General features: G+C 69.0%; 17 protein-coding genes, 1 tRNA gene and 1 pseudogene. 10 read left to right on the top strand and 9 right to left on the bottom strand.

From position 1 onward, the window contains the following. The 3 genes from G6N45_RS14875 (at nucleotide 1) to G6N45_RS14865 (ending at nucleotide 3,449) form a co-directional block, all read left to right on the top strand. Nucleotides 1-969 (top strand): aldo/keto reductase, encoded by a 969-nt coding sequence (locus G6N45_RS14875; protein WP_163722991.1) that lies wholly within the window; start codon nucleotides 1-3, stop codon nucleotides 967-969. A gap of 289 nt (nucleotides 970-1,258) precedes the next feature. Then, on the top strand, nucleotides 1,259-1,732 hold the full coding sequence (locus G6N45_RS14870) for a hypothetical protein (RefSeq protein WP_163728462.1): 474 nt from the start codon (nucleotides 1,259-1,261) through the stop codon (nucleotides 1,730-1,732). Between the two features lie 67 nt (nucleotides 1,733-1,799). Continuing rightward, complete coding sequence (locus G6N45_RS14865; protein WP_163722990.1) at nucleotides 1,800-3,449, top strand: alkaline phosphatase D family protein; 1,650 nt, start codon at nucleotides 1,800-1,802, stop codon at nucleotides 3,447-3,449. On the opposite strand, the gene G6N45_RS14860 is transcribed toward G6N45_RS14865, so the two are convergent. Beyond that, nucleotides 3,421-4,875 (bottom strand): peptide MFS transporter, encoded by a 1,455-nt coding sequence (locus G6N45_RS14860; protein ID WP_179965182.1) that lies wholly within the window; start codon nucleotides 4,873-4,875, stop codon nucleotides 3,421-3,423. The genes G6N45_RS14865 and G6N45_RS14860 overlap by 29 nt on opposite strands. A 71-nt stretch (nucleotides 4,876-4,946) precedes the next feature. Here G6N45_RS14860 and G6N45_RS14855 point away from each other — a divergent pair, with 71 nt between their 5' ends. Then, nucleotides 4,947-5,438 (top strand): DUF427 domain-containing protein, encoded by a 492-nt coding sequence (locus tag G6N45_RS14855; RefSeq protein ID WP_163722989.1) that lies wholly within the window; start codon nucleotides 4,947-4,949, stop codon nucleotides 5,436-5,438. A 7-nt stretch (nucleotides 5,439-5,445) separates the two neighbouring features. On the opposite strand, the gene G6N45_RS14850 is transcribed toward G6N45_RS14855, so the two are convergent. The 5 genes from G6N45_RS14850 to G6N45_RS14835 form a co-directional block, all read right to left on the bottom strand. Further along, the gene (locus tag G6N45_RS14850; protein WP_220100579.1) at nucleotides 5,446-5,742 is read right to left on the bottom strand and encodes a hypothetical protein; all 297 of its coding nucleotides are present in this window, start codon (nucleotides 5,740-5,742) and stop codon (nucleotides 5,446-5,448) included. A 67-nt stretch (nucleotides 5,743-5,809) separates the two neighbouring features. Further along, complete coding sequence (locus tag G6N45_RS28455) at nucleotides 5,810-5,974, bottom strand: DUF7160 family protein (protein WP_456093949.1); 165 nt, start codon at nucleotides 5,972-5,974, stop codon at nucleotides 5,810-5,812. A 45-nt stretch (nucleotides 5,975-6,019) separates the two neighbouring features. Continuing rightward, entirely contained in the window at nucleotides 6,020-6,745 is a 726-nt protein-coding gene (locus G6N45_RS14845; RefSeq protein WP_163722988.1) for a hypothetical protein, read from the bottom strand. Further along, nucleotides 6,742-7,935 (bottom strand): zinc ribbon domain-containing protein, encoded by a 1,194-nt coding sequence (locus G6N45_RS14840; RefSeq protein ID WP_163722987.1) that lies wholly within the window; start codon nucleotides 7,933-7,935, stop codon nucleotides 6,742-6,744. The genes G6N45_RS14845 and G6N45_RS14840 overlap by 4 nt, the downstream gene beginning before the upstream one ends. Beyond that, nucleotides 7,932-9,461 (bottom strand): S53 family peptidase, encoded by a 1,530-nt coding sequence (locus tag G6N45_RS14835; RefSeq protein ID WP_246229103.1) that lies wholly within the window; start codon nucleotides 9,459-9,461, stop codon nucleotides 7,932-7,934. The genes G6N45_RS14840 and G6N45_RS14835 overlap by 4 nt, the downstream gene beginning before the upstream one ends. Nucleotides 9,462-9,630: 169 nt before the next feature. On the opposite strand from G6N45_RS14835, the gene G6N45_RS14830 reads away from it, so the two are divergent. Both G6N45_RS14830 and G6N45_RS14825 read left to right on the top strand, forming a co-directional pair. Next, entirely contained in the window at nucleotides 9,631-9,912 is a 282-nt protein-coding gene (locus tag G6N45_RS14830) for a hypothetical protein (protein WP_163722986.1), read from the top strand. A gap of 202 nt (nucleotides 9,913-10,114) precedes the next feature. Beyond that, entirely contained in the window at nucleotides 10,115-12,691 is a 2,577-nt protein-coding gene (locus G6N45_RS14825; protein ID WP_163722985.1) for a cellulase family glycosylhydrolase, read from the top strand. On the opposite strand, the pseudogene G6N45_RS28050 reads toward G6N45_RS14825, so the two are convergent. Beyond that, nucleotides 12,613-12,902 (bottom strand): annotated as a pseudogene (locus G6N45_RS28050) (hypothetical protein); the annotation flags it as partial. The gene G6N45_RS14825 and the pseudogene G6N45_RS28050 sit on opposite strands and share 79 nt — an antisense overlap. Nucleotides 12,903-12,911: 9 nt before the next feature. On the opposite strand from G6N45_RS28050, the gene G6N45_RS14815 reads away from it, so the two are divergent. The 4 genes from G6N45_RS14815 to G6N45_RS14800 all read left to right on the top strand — a co-directional run bounded on the left by G6N45_RS14815 (nucleotide 12,912) and on the right by G6N45_RS14800 (nucleotide 16,415). Then, on the top strand, nucleotides 12,912-13,742 hold the full coding sequence (locus G6N45_RS14815) for an adenylate/guanylate cyclase domain-containing protein (RefSeq protein ID WP_246228695.1): 831 nt from the start codon (nucleotides 12,912-12,914) through the stop codon (nucleotides 13,740-13,742). 102 nt (nucleotides 13,743-13,844) lie between these two features. Then, complete coding sequence (locus G6N45_RS14810; protein WP_246229102.1) at nucleotides 13,845-14,654, top strand: L,D-transpeptidase; 810 nt, start codon at nucleotides 13,845-13,847, stop codon at nucleotides 14,652-14,654. A 7-nt stretch (nucleotides 14,655-14,661) separates the two neighbouring features. Continuing rightward, on the top strand, nucleotides 14,662-15,315 hold the full coding sequence (locus G6N45_RS14805; protein ID WP_163722983.1) for a DedA family protein: 654 nt from the start codon (nucleotides 14,662-14,664) through the stop codon (nucleotides 15,313-15,315). A gap of 461 nt (nucleotides 15,316-15,776) precedes the next feature. Beyond that, the gene (locus G6N45_RS14800; RefSeq protein ID WP_163719582.1) at nucleotides 15,777-16,415 is read left to right on the top strand and encodes a hypothetical protein; all 639 of its coding nucleotides are present in this window, start codon (nucleotides 15,777-15,779) and stop codon (nucleotides 16,413-16,415) included. Nucleotides 16,416-16,527: 112 nt separating this feature from the next. Here G6N45_RS14800 and G6N45_RS14795 read toward each other — a convergent pair. Further along, a tRNA-Ile gene (locus tag G6N45_RS14795) sits at nucleotides 16,528-16,601 on the bottom strand. A 28-nt stretch (nucleotides 16,602-16,629) separates the two neighbouring features. Beyond that, nucleotides 16,630-17,472: a carboxymuconolactone decarboxylase family protein gene (locus G6N45_RS14790; RefSeq protein WP_163722982.1), complete on the bottom strand. Its 843-nt coding sequence runs from the start codon at nucleotides 17,470-17,472 to the stop codon at nucleotides 16,630-16,632. Nucleotides 17,473-17,479 lie beyond the last annotated feature (7 nt).

The following is a 17,479-nucleotide window of genomic DNA, read 5'->3' as shown; positions in this document are numbered from 1 at the left end:
ATGAAATACATCGACGTGGAAGGGGTCGGCCGGGTCAGCCGGATCGGCCTGGGGACGTGGCAGTTCGGCTCGCGCGAATGGGGCTATGGCGACACCTACGCCTCGGGCGCGGCCCGCGACATCGTCTCCCGGGCGCTCGCCCTCGGGGTGACGCTGTTCGACACCGCCGAGGTCTACGGGTTCGGTCGTAGCGAGCGCATTCTCGCCGAGGCACTCGGCGATCAGCGCTCCGAGGTGGCCGTCGCCAGCAAGGTGTTCCCGGTGGCGCCGTTTCCCGCGGTGATCAAGCAACGCGCCCGGGCCAGCGCACAGCGGCTGCAGCTGGACCGCATCCCGCTCTACCAGATCCATCAGCCCAACCCGGTGGTGCCGGATTCGGTGATCATGCCCGGCATGCGCGATCTGCTCGACAGCGGGCTTATCGGCGCGGTTGGGGTGTCGAATTATTCGCTGGCCCGCTGGCGCAAGGCCGACGCCGCGCTGGGCCGGCCGGTGGTGAGCAATCAGGTGCACTTCTCCCTCGCCCATCCCGACGCGCTGGACGATCTGGTTCCGTTCGCTGAACGAGAGAACCGGATCGTCATCGCCTACAGCCCGCTGGCCCAGGGGCTGCTGGGCGGCAAGTACGGCGAGCACAACCGGCCGGGTGGCGTGCGCGCGGTCAATCCCCTGTTCGCGCCCGAGAACCTGCGCCGCATCGAGCCGCTGCTGCAGATCCTGCGCGACGTGGCCGCTGATCTCGGCGCCGAGCCGGCACAGGTGGCCCTGGCGTGGCTGATCGCGCTGCCCGGCGTCGTCGCGATCCCAGGGGCCTCCAGCGTCGCCCAGCTCGAGTTCAACGTCGCCGCGGCGGACCTCGAGCTGACCCAACAGGCACGCGACGCGCTCACCGCCGCCGCACGGGCATTCCGTCCCGTGTCGCCCACGCGCATCCTCACCGACCTGATCAGGAAAAAGCTGGGGCGGTGACCGCGTTTCGGTTGCCGACGCTGCAGCGTTACAGGCTGACGGGGATTCACAGCTAACTCACAACGGGCGCAGAGACTGCTTCGCCGCACCTACGCAGCTCAACCGCACAGTCGGAAAATTCTTGTGAGTGGCCGGTTTAGCGCCGCGGATGGGCAGACATCCGTGGTGCGGGTCGGGGTGGGGCCGAGCTCGTCGCGCTGCGGCGGCAACGGCTCCAGTGCACACGGCACGTCACAGGTTGTGTTGCTCGGCACCGCAGCCTGATCAGGTCAACGAGGAGGTTCTCGTGATGGATGTGAAGAAGATCGCGGCAGGTTTCGCGACGGCCGGCGTTCTGGGACTCGGCGGCTTCGGAGCCGTCGCGGGCCTGGCGCAGGCCGACCCTGCGTCGCCGCCACCGCACGGCCCGGGCAGCACCGACCACCCGGGCAATCCCGGCGGCAACGGGCAGGGCGCCGGCAATCCCGGTCCGCGCCCGACCACCGTCACCGGGCCTGGCGTGAACGCCGGCGATCCGAGCACGCCGCTGCCTCCGGGGCTGGGCTACCTGCCGCCTCCCGGACACGGTGGTCCGATGCCGCAGGACCGCATCACGTTCCCTGAGGCGCCGTCCTGGGTCACCACGCCCGTCACGCCGCCGGAGGGCACCCCGCCGGCTCCGGAGCTTCCGGACTGGGCCGAGGGCCTGCCCGTGGTGTGGAACCCGGACCTCGGTGTCTGGGGTGTCTGGGACAGCTCGACCGGGACCTTCGTCCGCCTTTGAGAATCGAGGAACGACGGCCGCTCCGCCACCACGGCGGGGCGGCCGTTGGTCCCTCTAGGCTGTCACGGTGACCCTTCTGCTCGGCCCCGTGTTGCGCCACGTCGGTGACACGACCGCGACGGTGTGGGTGCAGACCGACACCTCCGCCGAGGTGGAGGTGCTGGGCTGCCGCACCCGCACGTTCGAGGTGCAGGGCGCTCACTTCGCCCTCGTTCCGGTCAGCGGGCTGGCTCCCGACTCCACCACCGCCTACGAGGTGCGCGTCGACGGCACCAGGTGCTGGCCGGAGGCAGACACACCGTTCCCGCCGAGCGTCATCAGGACACGCGGTCCGGGCACGGCCGACCGGCTGAAGGTGATCTTCGGATCGTGCCGCTACCCGAAGACCGGCGACGCCAAGCTCGACGAGAAGCTCGGCCTGGATGCCCTCGACTGCTACGCCACCCGGCTGACGTCATTGCCGGTCGACGAGTGGCCGGATGCGTTGCTGCTGCTCGGCGATCAGGTCTACGCCGACGAGCTGACTCCCGAGGCGCGCCGTCATCTGGCGGGCCGCCGCTCCTCGCGGCGCTCGGCCAACCGCCGCCCGCCCGACGAGGTGGTCTCGTTCTCCGAGTACGAGAGCCTCTACCGGCACACCTGGGGCGATCCGGAGATCCGGTGGATCCTGTCCACCCTGCCGACCGCGATGATCTTCGACGACCACGACATTCGCGACGACTGGAACACCTCGGCGGCGTGGCGGGCCGACATCAACGCCGAGCCGTGGTGGCGCGACCGCATCCGCGCCGGGCTGGGGTCCTACTGGGTGTACCAGCACCTGGGCAATCTGAGCCCGAGCGAACTCGAGACCGACGAGGACTACCAGAAGGTGCTGGCCGCCGACGGTGACTGCTGGCCACTGATCGTCGAGCTGGCGGACCGCGCCGACAGCGAAGTCGACGGCGACAAGGGGCTGCGGTTCAGCTTCCGCTGGGACCTGGGTCGCAGCCGACTGGTCATGGTGGACTCACGCAACGCCCGCATCCTCGACGGCGGCGAACGGAAGATGCTGGGCGACCGCGAGTTCGCGTGGGTCGAGCGGCAGGTCGGTGACGACCTGGACACCGTCGACCACCTGATCATCGGGTCGTCGCTGCCGTGGCTGCTGCCGCCCGCGCTCGCCGACCTGCAGACGGTCAACGAGATCGCGGCCGGCCGGGACGGGCTGCGCGGGCGGATCGCCGAAAAGATCCGGCAGGCCGCCGATCTCGAGCACTGGCCGGCGTTCTTCGCGTCGTTCCTGCGGCTCGGCGAGTTGATCGCCGCCGCGGCGGCGTCGCCCCAGGGGCCTGCCACGATCTCGGTGCTGTCCGGCGACGTCCACCACAGCTACGCCGCACGCGCCGATTTCGGCGTGCCGACGCCGGCGCGGGTGCATCAACTGGTCTGTTCGCCGGTGCACAACTACGTGCCGGCGTTCGTCAAGCCCGCGTTCAAGCTGGGCTGGTCGGCGCCCGCGGCCCGGCTCACCCGACGCTGGGCCCGCCGCGCCGGCTCGCCGGAGCTGCCGGTGTCGTGGCGCAACCTGAGCGGCCCCCTGTTCGGCAACACGATCGCCTCGCTGAACGCCGAGGGCCGTCACGCCGAGGTGGTCTTCGAGCAGCCCACCGACGACGGAACGCTGACCGAGGTGACCACCGTCGCGCTCAGTGCACCCCTTCCATCTGGCGACTGATCCACGGCGAGATGACGAACACCACCGCACCGGCGGCCACCGCGACCACGCCCAGGATGCCGAAGTAGGCGAACTCCCGCGACGGGTCGTAGTACCGCGCGAGCACGCCTGACATCGCGGTGCCGAGGCCTACCGAGAAGAAGTACAGCGCCATCATCTGCGCGCGGAACGCCGCCGGGGCCAGCTTGGTGGTCACCGACAGGCCGATCGGCGAGAGCAGCAGTTCGGACACCGCGAACACGGCCATGATCGCCATCACCAGCAGCGCCGGCGTCGCGCGGCCCGTCGTGCCGGCCAGCGGCACGAAACACAGGAACGCCAGACCCATCCCGATCACGCCGTAGGCGAACTTGCGCGGCGTGGTGGGCGCCCGGTTGCCGAGCCGGGTCCACAGCAGCGCGAACAGCGGCGACAGCACGATGATCCACACCGGTTCGATGGAACCGATCCAGCTCGACGGCGCCGTCCAGCCGAAGATCGTCCAGTTCATCCTCTCGTCGGAGTAGACGGCCAGCACCGTGAAGATCTGCTGGAACAGCGACCAGAACACCGCGTTGGCGATGAACAGCGGGATGAACGCGCGGACCCGGACCCTCTCCTCGGTGGCGACGTGCGCGCTGCGCAGCATGACCGCGAAGTACAGCACCGACGCGACGACGATGACGCCGGTGGTCACCTGTGACAGGTTCGCCAGCGTGACGAGCTCGATCGCGATCGCGAGTCCGATCACCACCAGTCCGGCGACCATGACGCCGACCGTCTTACCGATAGCGTTGCGCGGCAACGGGTTCGGCACGTCGCGGCCGTACTCGCCGAGGTTGCGCCGGAACGCCACGTACTGGACCAGGCCCAGTGCCATCCCGACGGCCGCCGCACCGAACCCGTAGTGGAACCCCACGCGGGTCTGCAGCAGCCCGGTGATCAGCGGACCGATGAACGCGCCCAGGTTGATGCCCAGATAGAACAGCGTGAAGCCGCCGTCGGCGCGCGCGTCACCCTTGTCGTAGAGCGTGCCCAGCAGCGACGACGCGTTCGCCTTGAGTGCGCCCGAGCCCAGTGCCACGCACACCAATCCGACGCCGACACCGGTCAACCCGGGTAGCACCGCCAGCGCGATGTGCCCGATCATCACCACCACACCGCCGTAGAACACGGTGCGCTCCATACCCAGCAACCGGTCGGCCACCCAGCCGCCGAGCACGGTGGACAGGTACACCAGTCCGCCGTAGGCGCCGACGATCCCGGTGGCCGTGCTCTGCGGCAGCCCGAGGCCGCCTTCGGTCACCGAGTAGTAGAGGTAGTACGCCAGAATCGTGAGCATCCCGTAGAACGAGAATCGCTCCCACAACTCGACACCGAACAGGTTGGTCAGTCCGATCGGGTGCCCGAAGAACGTGCGTTGACGCTGATGGTCTCGGATGGTCATGGAATCAAGGTGCCCCTTGGGGGCGGTGATCGAAACAGACGATGCGCCAATCTCGGCCTACACTCGGCGGCATGCCGGTACCGGACAAGCCCCGACCTGGACAGGAGTCGGTCTGGGACTACCCTCGACCCCCACGACTCGAGGAGTTCGCCGGGTCGATCACCATCGAATTGGGCGGTCAGGTGATCGCGTCCACCGAGCGCGCCTGGCGGGTGCTCGAGACCAGCCATCCCCCCACCTACTACCTTCCCGCCGAAAGCTTCGGCGACGGGGTTCTGCGTGACGCCGACGGAGCGTCGTGGTGCGAATGGAAGGGGCAGGCAAGCTATTTCGACCTGGTGACGCCGACGGTCATCGCCCCGCGGGCGGCGTGGACCTACCGGTCGCCGACGCGCGGGTTCGCCGCGATCGCCGGTGCGGTCGCCGTGATGGCCACCGCGGTGGACCGGTGCACCGTCAACGGCGAGGTCGTGGTGCCGCAACCCGGCGGGTTCTACGGCGGCTGGATCACCAGCTGGGTCGCCGGACCCTTCAAAGGGGTGCCGGGCTCCATGGGGTGGTGAGCCCGCCTCAGCAGCCGAGGTGGAGGGCGGCAGCGGCGACGATGTCGTTGCCGGTGGCCAGGGCGATGCCCATCTGCCGGTAAAGGGTCTCGACGGCGACCGGCGCCGGCTGTCCGGCGTCCAGGATCCCGCAGGAGATCGCGCCCGCGTTCAGCAGCTGTTCGCGGGTCAGCGACGTGTAGACGGGTTCCAGCCCGCTGAGGAAGGACGCGGTGTCGGCCCCGGCGGGCGCCGCGAGAGTCAGCAGCGAGGTCGCAGCGGCCGCCCCACACAGACCCATGCGCGTCATCACCGATCGCTTCACATCCAGCCCCCTGTCGTTGCTGACATCCTAGGACGGGCGACGGGTGCCCGGAAGACGAACGCGCCGTTCAGCAGTCGCCCAGCCACCCGTACTGCTGACCGCAGTCGGCACATTCGACGTCGAGAAACCAGCGGCTGATCCGGTCGGACCCGGCTGACCAGGTGGGCTGTGACGACACGACCGGCGACGTCCGGCCGCATTTCCCACATCGGGCCTCGGTCGGAGCGGTCACCCTTCGAACGTAACCGTGTTCGAGGCCCTTGGCCACCGTCTGCGCTCAGCGGGGTGGATCGCCCCGCCACGAGAAGCTGTTGACGTATTTGCCCATGTCGAGGGCGAGTTGCACGTTGGCGCCCGAGGGCTTGCCGGGGCCGAAGTCCGGTCCGAACTGGTGGTAGGGACCGACGACCGAGGCGACCAGTGCCAGATCGTTCTTGACCGCCACCATGGCGATCACGCGCATCCGGGCGTAGCTGCTCATGCCGCCCTGCGGGTAGTAGTCGATCGCCTCCCCGTAGCCCGGCTGGTAGCCCACCATCGCGTTGGGAATCTCGTAGGCCCTGCGCGGATCCGGCACGTGCGCGGCCACCAGGTCGTTGGCGACCTGCTGCGCGGTCCTGCCCCGGGCGGGTTCGCTGAACAGTCGCATCGTCCCACCCTCCCCGCCGGTGAACTCGGCGGTGACGCCGTCGCCCTGGGTGGTGACGCGGTAGGCCGCACCGGAGGCGGGATAAGACACCGAGAAGGATCCGTCCGGCGCGGTGAAGCGCGGATTGATGGCGACGGGCGTGCCGGTGGGAGACCGGCCGCAGTCCGGCGGGCAGACATAGCGCACCGGCGCCTGGGTGACCTTGGACGAGATGGCGGCGAGCACCGCACCGACGACGATGACCGGAATCAGCCACAGCAACAACACTTTTCGGTGCGAACTGCGCTGTGTGGACGTCGCCTGGTAGCGCTTCCCGGTGACCGCGTAGCCGGGAAAGAACGTGGTGGTGGTCAACGTCCGTCGCCGTCGGTGTCGACGGGTTGCGGGCGCGCGGTGCGGCGCAGCGCGCGGGAGGACCGCGACGACGCCCGGGCCGCCACTCCGCAGCCCGGGCAGAACGCCATGTCGGGCACCACGTGGCCGCAGTTCTGGCAGAGCACGGGTTCGTCGGCGGCGATCTCGTCGTGCGCCTCGTGCAGCAGCGCCAGGTGCAGGCTGATCCGCAGCAGCAACACGGCAACCGCCGCCACGGCCGCATACAGTGCCAGCATCAGCCACTGGTGTGAGCGGGAGACGTCGACCAGTCCCAGGGCGATGCTCAGCAGCAGGATCGCCACCGCGAAGAACACCAGGACCGCGCGGGCGACGCCGGGGCGCTGGTGCTTCTTGCTCTCCGGACGCACGAACCAAAGGGCGGCGCCGATCAGTCCACCCGTCGCGGCGGAGGTCAACGGCACCGCGACGCCCCGGATGCCTGCTTCGACGATGTAGAAGCTCAGCGGCGCCGTGCTGACGAGCCCGGTGTCGAGCTGGGGCACCAGCCTGGTCATCATCGCCGCCGCGGTGAACATCAGCGCGCCGAGCGCACCGATCATGAAGCCTTCCAACGACTCTCGAGAGGGCCGCCCGATCAGCCGGATGACGACGACGGGCACCAGCATGAGTACCGCGCCGCCCAGCGGGATCGCGATGCCCTCCAGCAGCATCTGCTCGCCGGTCATCCCGACGCCGAGCGCGAACCCGGAGGACCGGTCGAATGCGGCACCGCTGAACAGCGCGAAACCGACACCGAGACCGATCCCCAGCACCGCGGTCAGCGCCAGCACGCGGGGCGGCAGGTCGCGGAACGCGTCGGCCTCGCGCAGATAGATGACGAACAGGGTGGGCAGGCCCAGGACGCCGACGGCGATCAGCGCCGCCGGCATGCGCAGCAGCGCGAAGGCCACCAGCGACACCAGCATCGCCCCCAACGCCAGCCGGAACGCGCCGCGATGCGTCAGTTGTGGGAACAGCGAACTGACCAGTGACGGCGACAGCACGCTCTCACCCGGGGCGGCACCGAAGTTGCGGATCCGCAACCAGTCCGGGCCCTCGAACTTTCGGGGCGTCAGATGGCATCCGCACAGACCGCAGAACGTGCCCGCGGGCACGTCGACGCGGCAGACCCGGCACTCGGTGGTGGGCACTTGTTCGTCGTCGCTCATGAGGTCTCCCGTTGCAGATCCGCGACGTCTCGGACCAGGTTGCCGACCCGGGGGGTGCCCAGCCCGGTGACGAGGTCGTAGCCCGGCGCGGCGTTGTCGACGGCGTTGCCGCCCAGGGTCACATCGCGAAACGCCGGCAGGCGTGCCCCCGCGGCGATGCGATACAGCTGCGGGTTGAGGTCGCCGAGGCGTCGCCCCCCGGTGGAGAGCAGGTAGTCGTTCATCACTGCGGCGAAGCCGGCCCAGATCGGGGCGGCCTGCGATGTGCCGCCGCCGATGGTCGGCTGGCCGTCGAGAATGAAGCTCACTCCGGTGAACGGATCGGCGACCGCGGCCACGTCCGGGGTCAACCGCTGTCCGGTGTTGCGGTCCGCGGCGACGCTGCCGGCAGCGGCGCCCTGCCACCCGGGCAGGTCGAACAACTCCGACACTCCCCCGCTGGTGCCCAGCGACAGCGGAATGTCGTACCACGTCTGCTCACCCAGCCAGCCACCACGGGCGTCGGTCGACAGAGTCGTCCCGCCGACGTTGACCATTTCCGGAAGGGAGGCAACCGAATTCAGTCCGACGTTGTCAGCCTCCGGCGCCGACGACCAGTCGTCGCCGCTCTTGCACTCCAGTCCGGCGAGGTCACCGTTGGCCATGAACGCCGTCGTGCCGCGGCCGGCCGCGGCCACCAAGGCCGACCGCGCGGGCGCGAGATCCGTAGCGGTGAGCAGTTTGTCGCAACCCCAGCTGATCGAGAAGCTCCACACCGCGCCGGGGAACAGCCGGTCGACGTCCTCCATCATCTGGCCGATCTTGACGTAGGCACCGTCACCCTCGACTGTCGGACGCGCGTTGACCACCACCTTCTGCGCATCGGGCGCGATCGCGTGCACGATCGACAGATCCATCGTCGTCTCCGCGCTCGATTCCCCGGGCGGTCCGCCGATCACTGTCGGAGCGAACCGCGGCAGCGCGTATCGGGTGGCGAACGCGTCGAGGTCGGCCTGATCGAAGCCGCCGAACGCGAAGATGACGATCGTCTGCCCCTTGCCGGTGTAGCCGTCGCCGAACAAGCCGTCGGCTTCGTAGGTGGTGCGCAGCGCGGCGGGCGTCAACCCGAATTCGGGGACGTCGAGGGGCAATTGCCGCGGCTGTGAGTTGCGATAGGGCGTGTAGCCCAGGATCCGGCCGATCCCGCTGACCTCACCGGCCAGGACGTCGGGGACGGCGGGCTGGCGCCGCGAAGCGTAGAACACCCGGCCGTGCCGCTCGCGGAAGTTGTGGATGTCCACGCCGAAAGCTCGCGCGACCCTCTGCGCGGCGCCCTCGACGACCGCCCAGTGCTGTCCTGGACGCCATCGCACGGTCAGCGACCGGGTGCCGGCCCAGCTCTGCAACGTCTGCGGTGGGACGGCGTCGCGCAGCTCGATGATGAGTTGTGCGGTGCGGTCGTTCGACGGCCCGAGATCGACCGAATGTGCCAGCAGCGCGGCGTAGGGCCCGCCGATCACCTCGCCGGGACCTCCGCGCACGGACATCGGCGCCGGCCTGACACTGGCGGTGAGCAGTACGAAGACGCTCACCACCAGTGCCGCGAGACCGGCGTGTCGTTCAGTGAAGATGGCTCACCACGGTCACTGTGGCGCGCGGGGCGCCCCCGGGTTCCTGCCGTTGTCACCCGCGTTGGGCGGAATCGAGGTGAACGGGTTGCCACCGGCGGTCCGGGGCGCGTTCTCCGTCGGCGACGCCGGCGGAGGCGGCGGCGGTGCCGCAGGCGTCGTGGCGGTCGTCGTGGTCGTGGTTGTCGTCGTGGTGGAGGTCTCCGGCGCGTTGCTCTCGTTCGAGCTACACCCCACAGCCAGCCACGCCATCGCCGAGAGGGCGATACCGCCGGCAACCAGCGACAGGCGACTGGTCGGTGATCTCATACTGCGTTCCCATCTGTTCGTCGAGCCGCGAGCGTTCCCGGTTGTCCCGGGTAGCGACTAGATCTTGACATTCCGCCGTCGTCTCGACCAGCGCAAGAGAGTATCTTGCCCCGGTTCTGCCACTCGGCGCTCTAGTTGAACGCCCCCGACGATGCAAAATATGCCGTGACGTCACGTGCTGGTGTGTCAGCTCAGGTGCCCGGCGTTACGGTCGTTCGGCGATTCGCCGCCGGCGCGGTCGCCGGTGACCTATACAGAAGGTCATGACAGGGGCGTCGTGTATCGGTCGCGTCGGGGGTCTCGCCGTGGCCCTGGGCATCGGCCTGGCGGTGAGCAGCGGTCTGGCGGTGGCATCCGCGGACACCGGCACCGAAACCGGCGCGGAGTCTGGGCAGGCGTCAGGAGCCGGGGCGGGAGCGCAGAGCAACACCGCGAGCGGCCCGGGCGAGCGGGACACCGCGCGGCCCTTCGCGCGGATCGCGAACCGGACCCGGCATGACGCGCGGGCCGCCGAGGGTTCCGAACCGGCGCGAGGGCCTGCACGACGGGCACGCGTGCGCATCGACGACGACCCCCCGAGCGAGGGGACGGAACCACCGGCACGACGCGCACCGAAGCGGCCGGAGGGAGCAGGCCCCGGCGCGTGGCTGACGGCCGCCGCCGCCCGTCGCGAGCTCGCGACCGAGCAGACACCGGACTCCCCCACCGACACCGCGCCGCGGCCCGCGACCGCCGAGCGCACCGCCCAGGTCATCGACGCGAACGAGCCCGTCGATGTGACCGACGTGCCGACCCTCGTGCAGGCCGTGGTGTTCACCCCGATCCACACCCTGGTGCAGGCGTGGATCAATAGCGACGTGGGACTCGTCGTCGACAGCTACATCAACAGGGTGTTCGGCTCGTACGTGATCGGCAACGGAACGGCAGGCACCGCCGAGCGTCCCGATGGCGGCGACGCCGGCTGGCTGCTCGGCGACGGCGGCCCGGGATGGAACAGCACCGTCGCGGGCGTCTCGGGCGGAAAAGGTGGCGGCGCAGGAGCATTCGGTGTCGGCGGGCGGGGCGGCGAAGGCGGAGCCGGTGCCGACGGAGGGACCGGCGGCACGGGCGGCACCGTGATGGGCGTCGGCGGCGCCGGCGGACGCGGTGGGCAGGGCAGTGACGCGCTCGCCGGTGGCGCCGGCGGGGCGGGCGGTGCAGGGCGCGGATTCGTGCTGGGCGTCGGCGGTGTGGGCGGCGACGGCGGTGACGGCCTGCGGGGCGGCCGCGGCGGCACCGGCGGGAACGGGTCGGCGTTCCTGGGCAGCGGAGGCCACGGCGGATCCGGCGGCGCCGGTACAGGATTGGCCGCCCTCGGCGGCGCGGGCGGCACCGCCGGGTTGCTCGGTAGTCATGGCGTCGTCGGCCGTTCCGGCGGAGTCGTCGGCGCCGTCACACCTCCGTCGCGCGGAACGCTCCCCCCGCTGGGGACCACGGGGACGTGGGTGACGAACGGCACCGGCCAGGTCGTGCTGCTGCACGGCCTCAACGAGGTGTACAAGATCGCGCCGTACACACCGGCGGCCAGTGGGTTCGGTGACGACGACGCCGCGTTCCTGGCGGCCAACGGATTCAACGTCGTACGGCTCGGCGTCATCTGGAGCGCCATCGAGCCCGAGCCCGGCGTCTACGACTCCGCCTACCTCGACTCGATCGAGCAGACGGTGCAGACGCTGGCCGCCCACGGGATCCACACCGTGATCGACATGCATCAGGACAACTACAGCGAGGCGTTCCAGGGGGAGGGTGCTCCCGACTGGGCGACGCAGGACGGCGGACTGCCCAATCCGAGCAACGGCTTCCCGGGCAACTACTTCACCAACCCCGCCGAGTGGCATGCCTGGGACATGTTCTGGGCCAACGCATCCGCGCCCGACGGGCTGGGCCTGTCGGATCACTTCGCGCTGACGTGGCAGCAGGTCGCGGCCAGGTTCAGCGGCAACACCGACGTCATCGGTTACGAGATCATCAACGAGCCGTGGCCCGGGAGCAAGTGGTTGCGCGCCGCCCTCGGCAACGACTTCTACGGCCGCCAGCAGCTGACCCCGCTGTACAACCAGGTGATCGCCGCCATCCGCTCCGTCGACCCCACCACGACGGTCTACGTCGAGCCGCCGAACCCCGGCGTCTCCGAGATCCCGATGGTCTTGTCGCTGCACGTCAGCCTGGGCCCCGTCGACGATCCCGACACCGTGCTGTCCTATCACGGTTACTGCGGTGGACTGACGCCGATCTGCGGGTTCATCGCGAACCGGATGGGCGCCGCGGCCCAGCACTACGCCAGGCGGCACGACATGCCGGCGCTGCTCACCGAGTTCGGCGCCACCGACGACCTGACGATCCTGGCCCGTGAGATGTCCGGGGCGCAGGACAGACTCCTGGGCTGGATCGAATGGGCCTACAGCGGTGTCGGCGATGTCACCGGTTCTCCCGACACCGAGTGGCTGGTGCTTGATCCGGCGCTTCCGCCGGTGGGCGACAACGTCGACACAGGGAAGCTCGCGCTGCTGGCTCAGCCGTACCCGCAGGTGATCTCGGGAGTCCCACTGTCGTATGCCTTCACCGACGGCACGATGACGTTGCGGTACGCGACCCAAAGGGCCGACGGCGCGGGCGATTTCGAGGCGGGTTCACAGACCGTCCTCGCGGTTCCCGAGATTGCCTTCCCTGCAGGCTATTCCGTGGCCGTCACGGGCGGGCACGTCGTTTCGGCACCCGGGGCGCCCGTACTGGTCGTCGCGTCGGACGCCGGGGCGAAGACCGTCGAGGTCGTCGTGACCGCGGTCACCCTGAGTATCTGAACTTGTGCCGGTAGTTCGCTCATTTGAGTGACCCAGGGGTCGCGCACAGCGCAATCCTCGGTGCTTCCGGCCAGCATCTGCGCGAACAGTCGATAGGTGTTCGCGCCGCCCAATAGCCACCCCAGTCGCCGCCGTTGACGCTGCCGAAGCCGTCGAGGCTGGAGAAGACGTCGGGCGGCGGCACCGTCGGAGAACCCCGGCCTCTTGCCATACTGAGCGCGTGGACATCGCGCTGCTGGTCATCGCCCTGATTCTGTCGGCAGGGCTGATCACGCTCGGCGTGCTGCTCATCGTGTCGCGGCGCCAACTCGCGAATGCGCGAAAAGAGTTGCGACGCAGCCGCGAACGTCCACCGCGTGACGGCCGCCGGAGGCGACCCGGGGTTGCGCCGCTGGCGGTCAAGACCGTCACCCACACACTGAAGAACGCCGACGCGCTGATCCGGCACGGCATCGTCGGCAACGTCCGCAGCTCGGTCGACGAGCTGGCTGCGTGGGCCCGCGTCGAACGACCGGACCTGGCCCGCATCACCTCCGATGGCCGGGTCGTGCTGGTCTTCTCAGACATCGAAGGTTCCACGCAACGCAACGAGTCACTCGGCGACCGGGAATGGGTCAAGGTCCTCGAACGGCACAACGGGCTGGTCCAGCGGCAGGTCGCAGACCACCACGGTTACGTCCTCAAGAACCAGGGCGACGGCTTCATGGTCGCCTTCGCCGAACCCGCCGACGCCGTGCGGTGCAGTATGTCCATACAGCGGGCCCTGCTCGACGAGACAGAGCGCTACGACGGCATCCGGGTGCGGATCGGTATCCACGCGGGCACGTCGGTCCGGCGGGGCGACGACCTGTTCGGCCGCAATGTCGCGATGGCGGCGCGGATCGCAGATCTCGCGGCCGGCGGCGAGATCCTCGTCAGCGGCGAGCTGCGGAACGCGATGAGGTCAGACGACATCGAATTCGAGGAGCCGGTCGAGGTCGAACTCAAGGGACTCAGCGGCACGCAGTCGGTGTCCTCCGTCAAGCTCACCTCCCGAGACGCCGAGAACTGAAGCACCGCTGTGGAACACTGTTGCCACGACGGAAGGACGGGTATGTCGGACTTGACGTGGAGAAGGGCCTTCGCCGCCGGCAAGGCAGTCGGCATTGCATCGATGGTGTGCGTGGTTGTGATGGTGGGCGCAGGAACCGCAGTCGCCCAGCCCGCCGCGGGTTCGCCTGCGGGACAGGACCCGACGCCGTTCGTCGGAGTGGCGCCCTTCGGTCCGCCGAAAGTCGCTCCGGTCAACGGTTCCACCGTCGGCGTCGCCCAGCCGATCATCATCGACTTCCCCGGACTCGTCGACAACTCCGTCGCCGCCGAAACCGCCATCCACGTCTCCTCGGTCCCGCCGGTTCCGGGCAAGTTCTACTGGATGACACCCACACAGCTGCGGTGGCGCCCACTCGAATTCTGGCCGGCGCACACCGCGGTGACCGTCGATGCCGGTGGCGCGGTATCGAGCTTCCAGACCGGCGACAGCCTCATCGCCACAGCAGACGACGCCACCCACCAACTGACCATCACCCGCAACGGCACCGTGGAGAAGACGATTCCGATGTCGATGGGCATGGCCGCCGGCGGCCACCAGACGCCGAACGGGACCTATTACGTCCAGGAGAAGATGCCGTCGGTGGTGATGGATTCCTCGACCTACGGGGTTCCGGTCGACTCCACCTACGGATACAAGACGACCGTCGAGCTGGCCGTCCGCTTCGACGACAGCGGCGACTTCGTCCACAGCGCTCCCTGGTCGGTCGCCGACCAAGGCAAGCGCGACGTCAGCCACGGCTGCATCAACATCAGCCCGGCCAATGCCCAGTGGTTCTACGACAACTTCGGCGCCGGCGACCCCATCGTCGTGAAGAACTCCAGCGGCGGCACGTACTCCCGGCACGACGGCTCCAACGACTGGCAGTTGTAGCACCGGCATGAACGTCGAGGCACTCCTGCAGGCGATTCCACCGATCGCGGTGTATCTGGTGGTGGGCGCCGTCATCGGCATCGAGAGCCTCGGCATCCCGCTGCCCGGCGAGATCGCACTGGTCAGCGCCGCGCTGCTGTCGTCGCGCCACACCCTCGACATCAGCCCGGTGGGGGTGGCGGCGGCCGCCGCCACCGGAGCCATCGTCGGCGACACCATCGGATACTCGATCGGGCGACGGTTCGGGATGTCGCTGTTCGAACGACTGGGCAACCGTTTCCCGAAACATTTCGGGCCGGGGCACGTCGCGCTGGCGAAGGGCCTGTTCGAACGGTGGGGCGTCTGGGCGGTGTTCTTTGGTCGATTCATCGCGCTGCTGCGGATTTTCGCGGGTCCGCTGGCCGGCGCCATGAGGATGCGCTACCCCCGCTTCCTCGCGGCCAACGCCGGCGGAGCGGTGGTTTGGGCCGGCGGCACCACCGCCGTCATCTACTACGCGGGCGTCGCCGCCGAGCGCTGGCTCTCGCGATTCTCCTGGATCGCGCTCGTCGTGGCCATCGTGATCGGCGTCGGCCTGACCCTGCTCATGCGCGAACAGACGTCGCGACTCATCGCGCAACTCGAAGCCGAGCACGACTGGGAGTCGCTGCGGCGTCGCTGACGCCGTGCGCGCCACGTTCCACCGGGCGAGTACGAGGCCGCCCTCACCGGCGCCGGTGTATGAGGCAGCTACCGAGTCCCTCGGTCCCCCGAACCGTCCCGAGGGACGCGCCGCCGCCGCCGCAAAGCTTCCGGGGCCGCGTGGGCACTCCAGGATTGACGGCCGCAATCTTTCACCAAGGCGGCCGTTGGCAGTATCTACTGGTAGAGCTGCACGTTGACAAGTCCAAAGCTACGCGCCAGTTAATTAGTCCTTTGAAGGCAAACTAACGCCCACGAAAAAAGATCCTTGAATTGGGGTTAGAACCAATACTGCGGGGCAAACCCGGCGGTGGGGCAGGAAGAGCCGCCTTAGGGGGGTCGGGCTCCACCTGCGGGCTCTGCGCCGACTGGCGCAGCGTCACCTCTCCCACCCCGCAGGAACAAAGGAGTCAGTTAATGAGAGCACTAACAAGGGCGCTGGTGGTGCTGCTGAGCACCGCGCTGGTAGCGCTGTTCGGGTTCGTGTCAGGGAACGTGGCATCGGCCCAGCCACCGAACGCACCCGTCAGCCAGAAGACCATTGCCGTCACCGGTAAAGACCTGGCCACCGGAGAGCAGGTGTTCACCGGTACCTTCACCGCCAACAGTGCTCAGGCCGATAAGTCGGCTCCCAAGGGCATTGCGCTTCTCGGTGAGCTCACCGGACTGGTGACCCCGCCCCAGGCACAGGGTCCCAAGCCGGGTCAGGGACCGGGATCACCCGGGAACCCCGGCAAGGGCAATGTCAAGCAGCAGGTCGCCATGCCCGTTGCCGATATTCAGTTCCCCCCGGCCGCGCCTGCTCAGCCGTCGTCGTACACATCCGCCGATGGCACCCAGGTTCAGCTCGCGAACCAGCAGGCCAGTTGCTCCGTCCTCGACCTCACCCTCGGGCCGCTGGACCTGAACCTCCTCGGTCTTCGGGTTCAACTGAATCAGGTCCACCTGGTCATCACGGCGATCCCGTCCGATGGTCTGCTCGGACAGTTGTTGTGCGCACTGGCGGGGCCGAACGGCATTCTCAGTGGCATCCTGCAGAACATCATCAACCTTCTCAACCAGATCCTCGGACAGCTCTAAGGAACGCCCGAGTCTGATAGCGCCTCGTGAAATCACCGCCCGTATCCCGCAAGGGTGCGGGCGGTGATTCACACGCACAGATCGTCTGACTGTCGTCCACCTCGAAGTTCTGTGGGGCGGGCGGGGCTCGAACCCGCGACCAATGGATTATGAGTCCACGGCTCTGACCGACTGAGCTACCGCCCCGGCGCGCACCATGGTCGCACACCGCCGGTCAGGCGAATATCGTCTGTCCCGCCTCGTCCACCTCGTAGCGCTCGGCGCCCTCGGCCACCCTAGGCGCGTCCGCGCCCAGCGACACGGCGATCTTGTTGGCGGCGTTGCGCATGACGTCCAGCGTCAGCTCGAACGACTGCTTCTCCGAGAAGTGCTTGTGTACCCCGTCCACCACCGCGTCGTCGATCTGCGACGGCGACCAGATCAGCGCGTCGACGTAACGCAGCGCCGCCTTGTGCGCCTCCGACAGGTCCGGCGCCGTCTCGAAGTCCTCGATCTGGCGGTACAGGTCTTCCGAGCCTCCCTCGTCGAGGGCATGCGCCTCGCGCAGTGACTTGCACAGCCGGCAGTTGTGCGCCGCGGCTCCGCGCAGCCGCACCACCTCCGTGGTCACGGCATCGAGCTCGCGCAGCCGCGCCACCGCGGGCACGAACCCACCGAGCAGGTGCTCCACCGGATCTCCGTCGGCGTCCCAGGCCACCTCGGAGACCGAGCCCGGCCTGCCGAGCCCGAGGGCCTCGCAGCCCGCCCACACCCGGGGCACGAAGTCGGCGACGAACACCGCGACCACCACGCGAAAGGCGTTGTCTCCGTAGGCTTGCGTGAATCGCTGCCGCTGGTTGTCGCCGATGCCGGTGACGTCGGTGCAGAACTGCTCGGCGAACGCGGCCAGCACCAGCTCGGCATCGGAGCGACCGTCGGCGAGGTCCGCAGGCACCGGCAGCGGTGGCAGCGACAGCGCCCGCCCGCACGTCAACCGGATCATGGTGTCGGCGCGGCTGTCCCCCGAGGACAGCGCGACGAGATCGGCCAGCCGTTCGGGCAGCGCGCGGTCGCTCACCCGAGTG

Origin of the sequence: Mycolicibacterium psychrotolerans (assembly GCF_010729305.1) — a bacterium.
In the GTDB taxonomy this organism is placed as follows: Bacteria; Actinomycetota; Actinomycetes; order Mycobacteriales; family Mycobacteriaceae; genus Mycobacterium; species Mycobacterium psychrotolerans.
The sequence above is the reverse complement of the archived record's forward strand: the minus strand, read 5'-3'. Positions and strand labels throughout refer to the sequence as shown.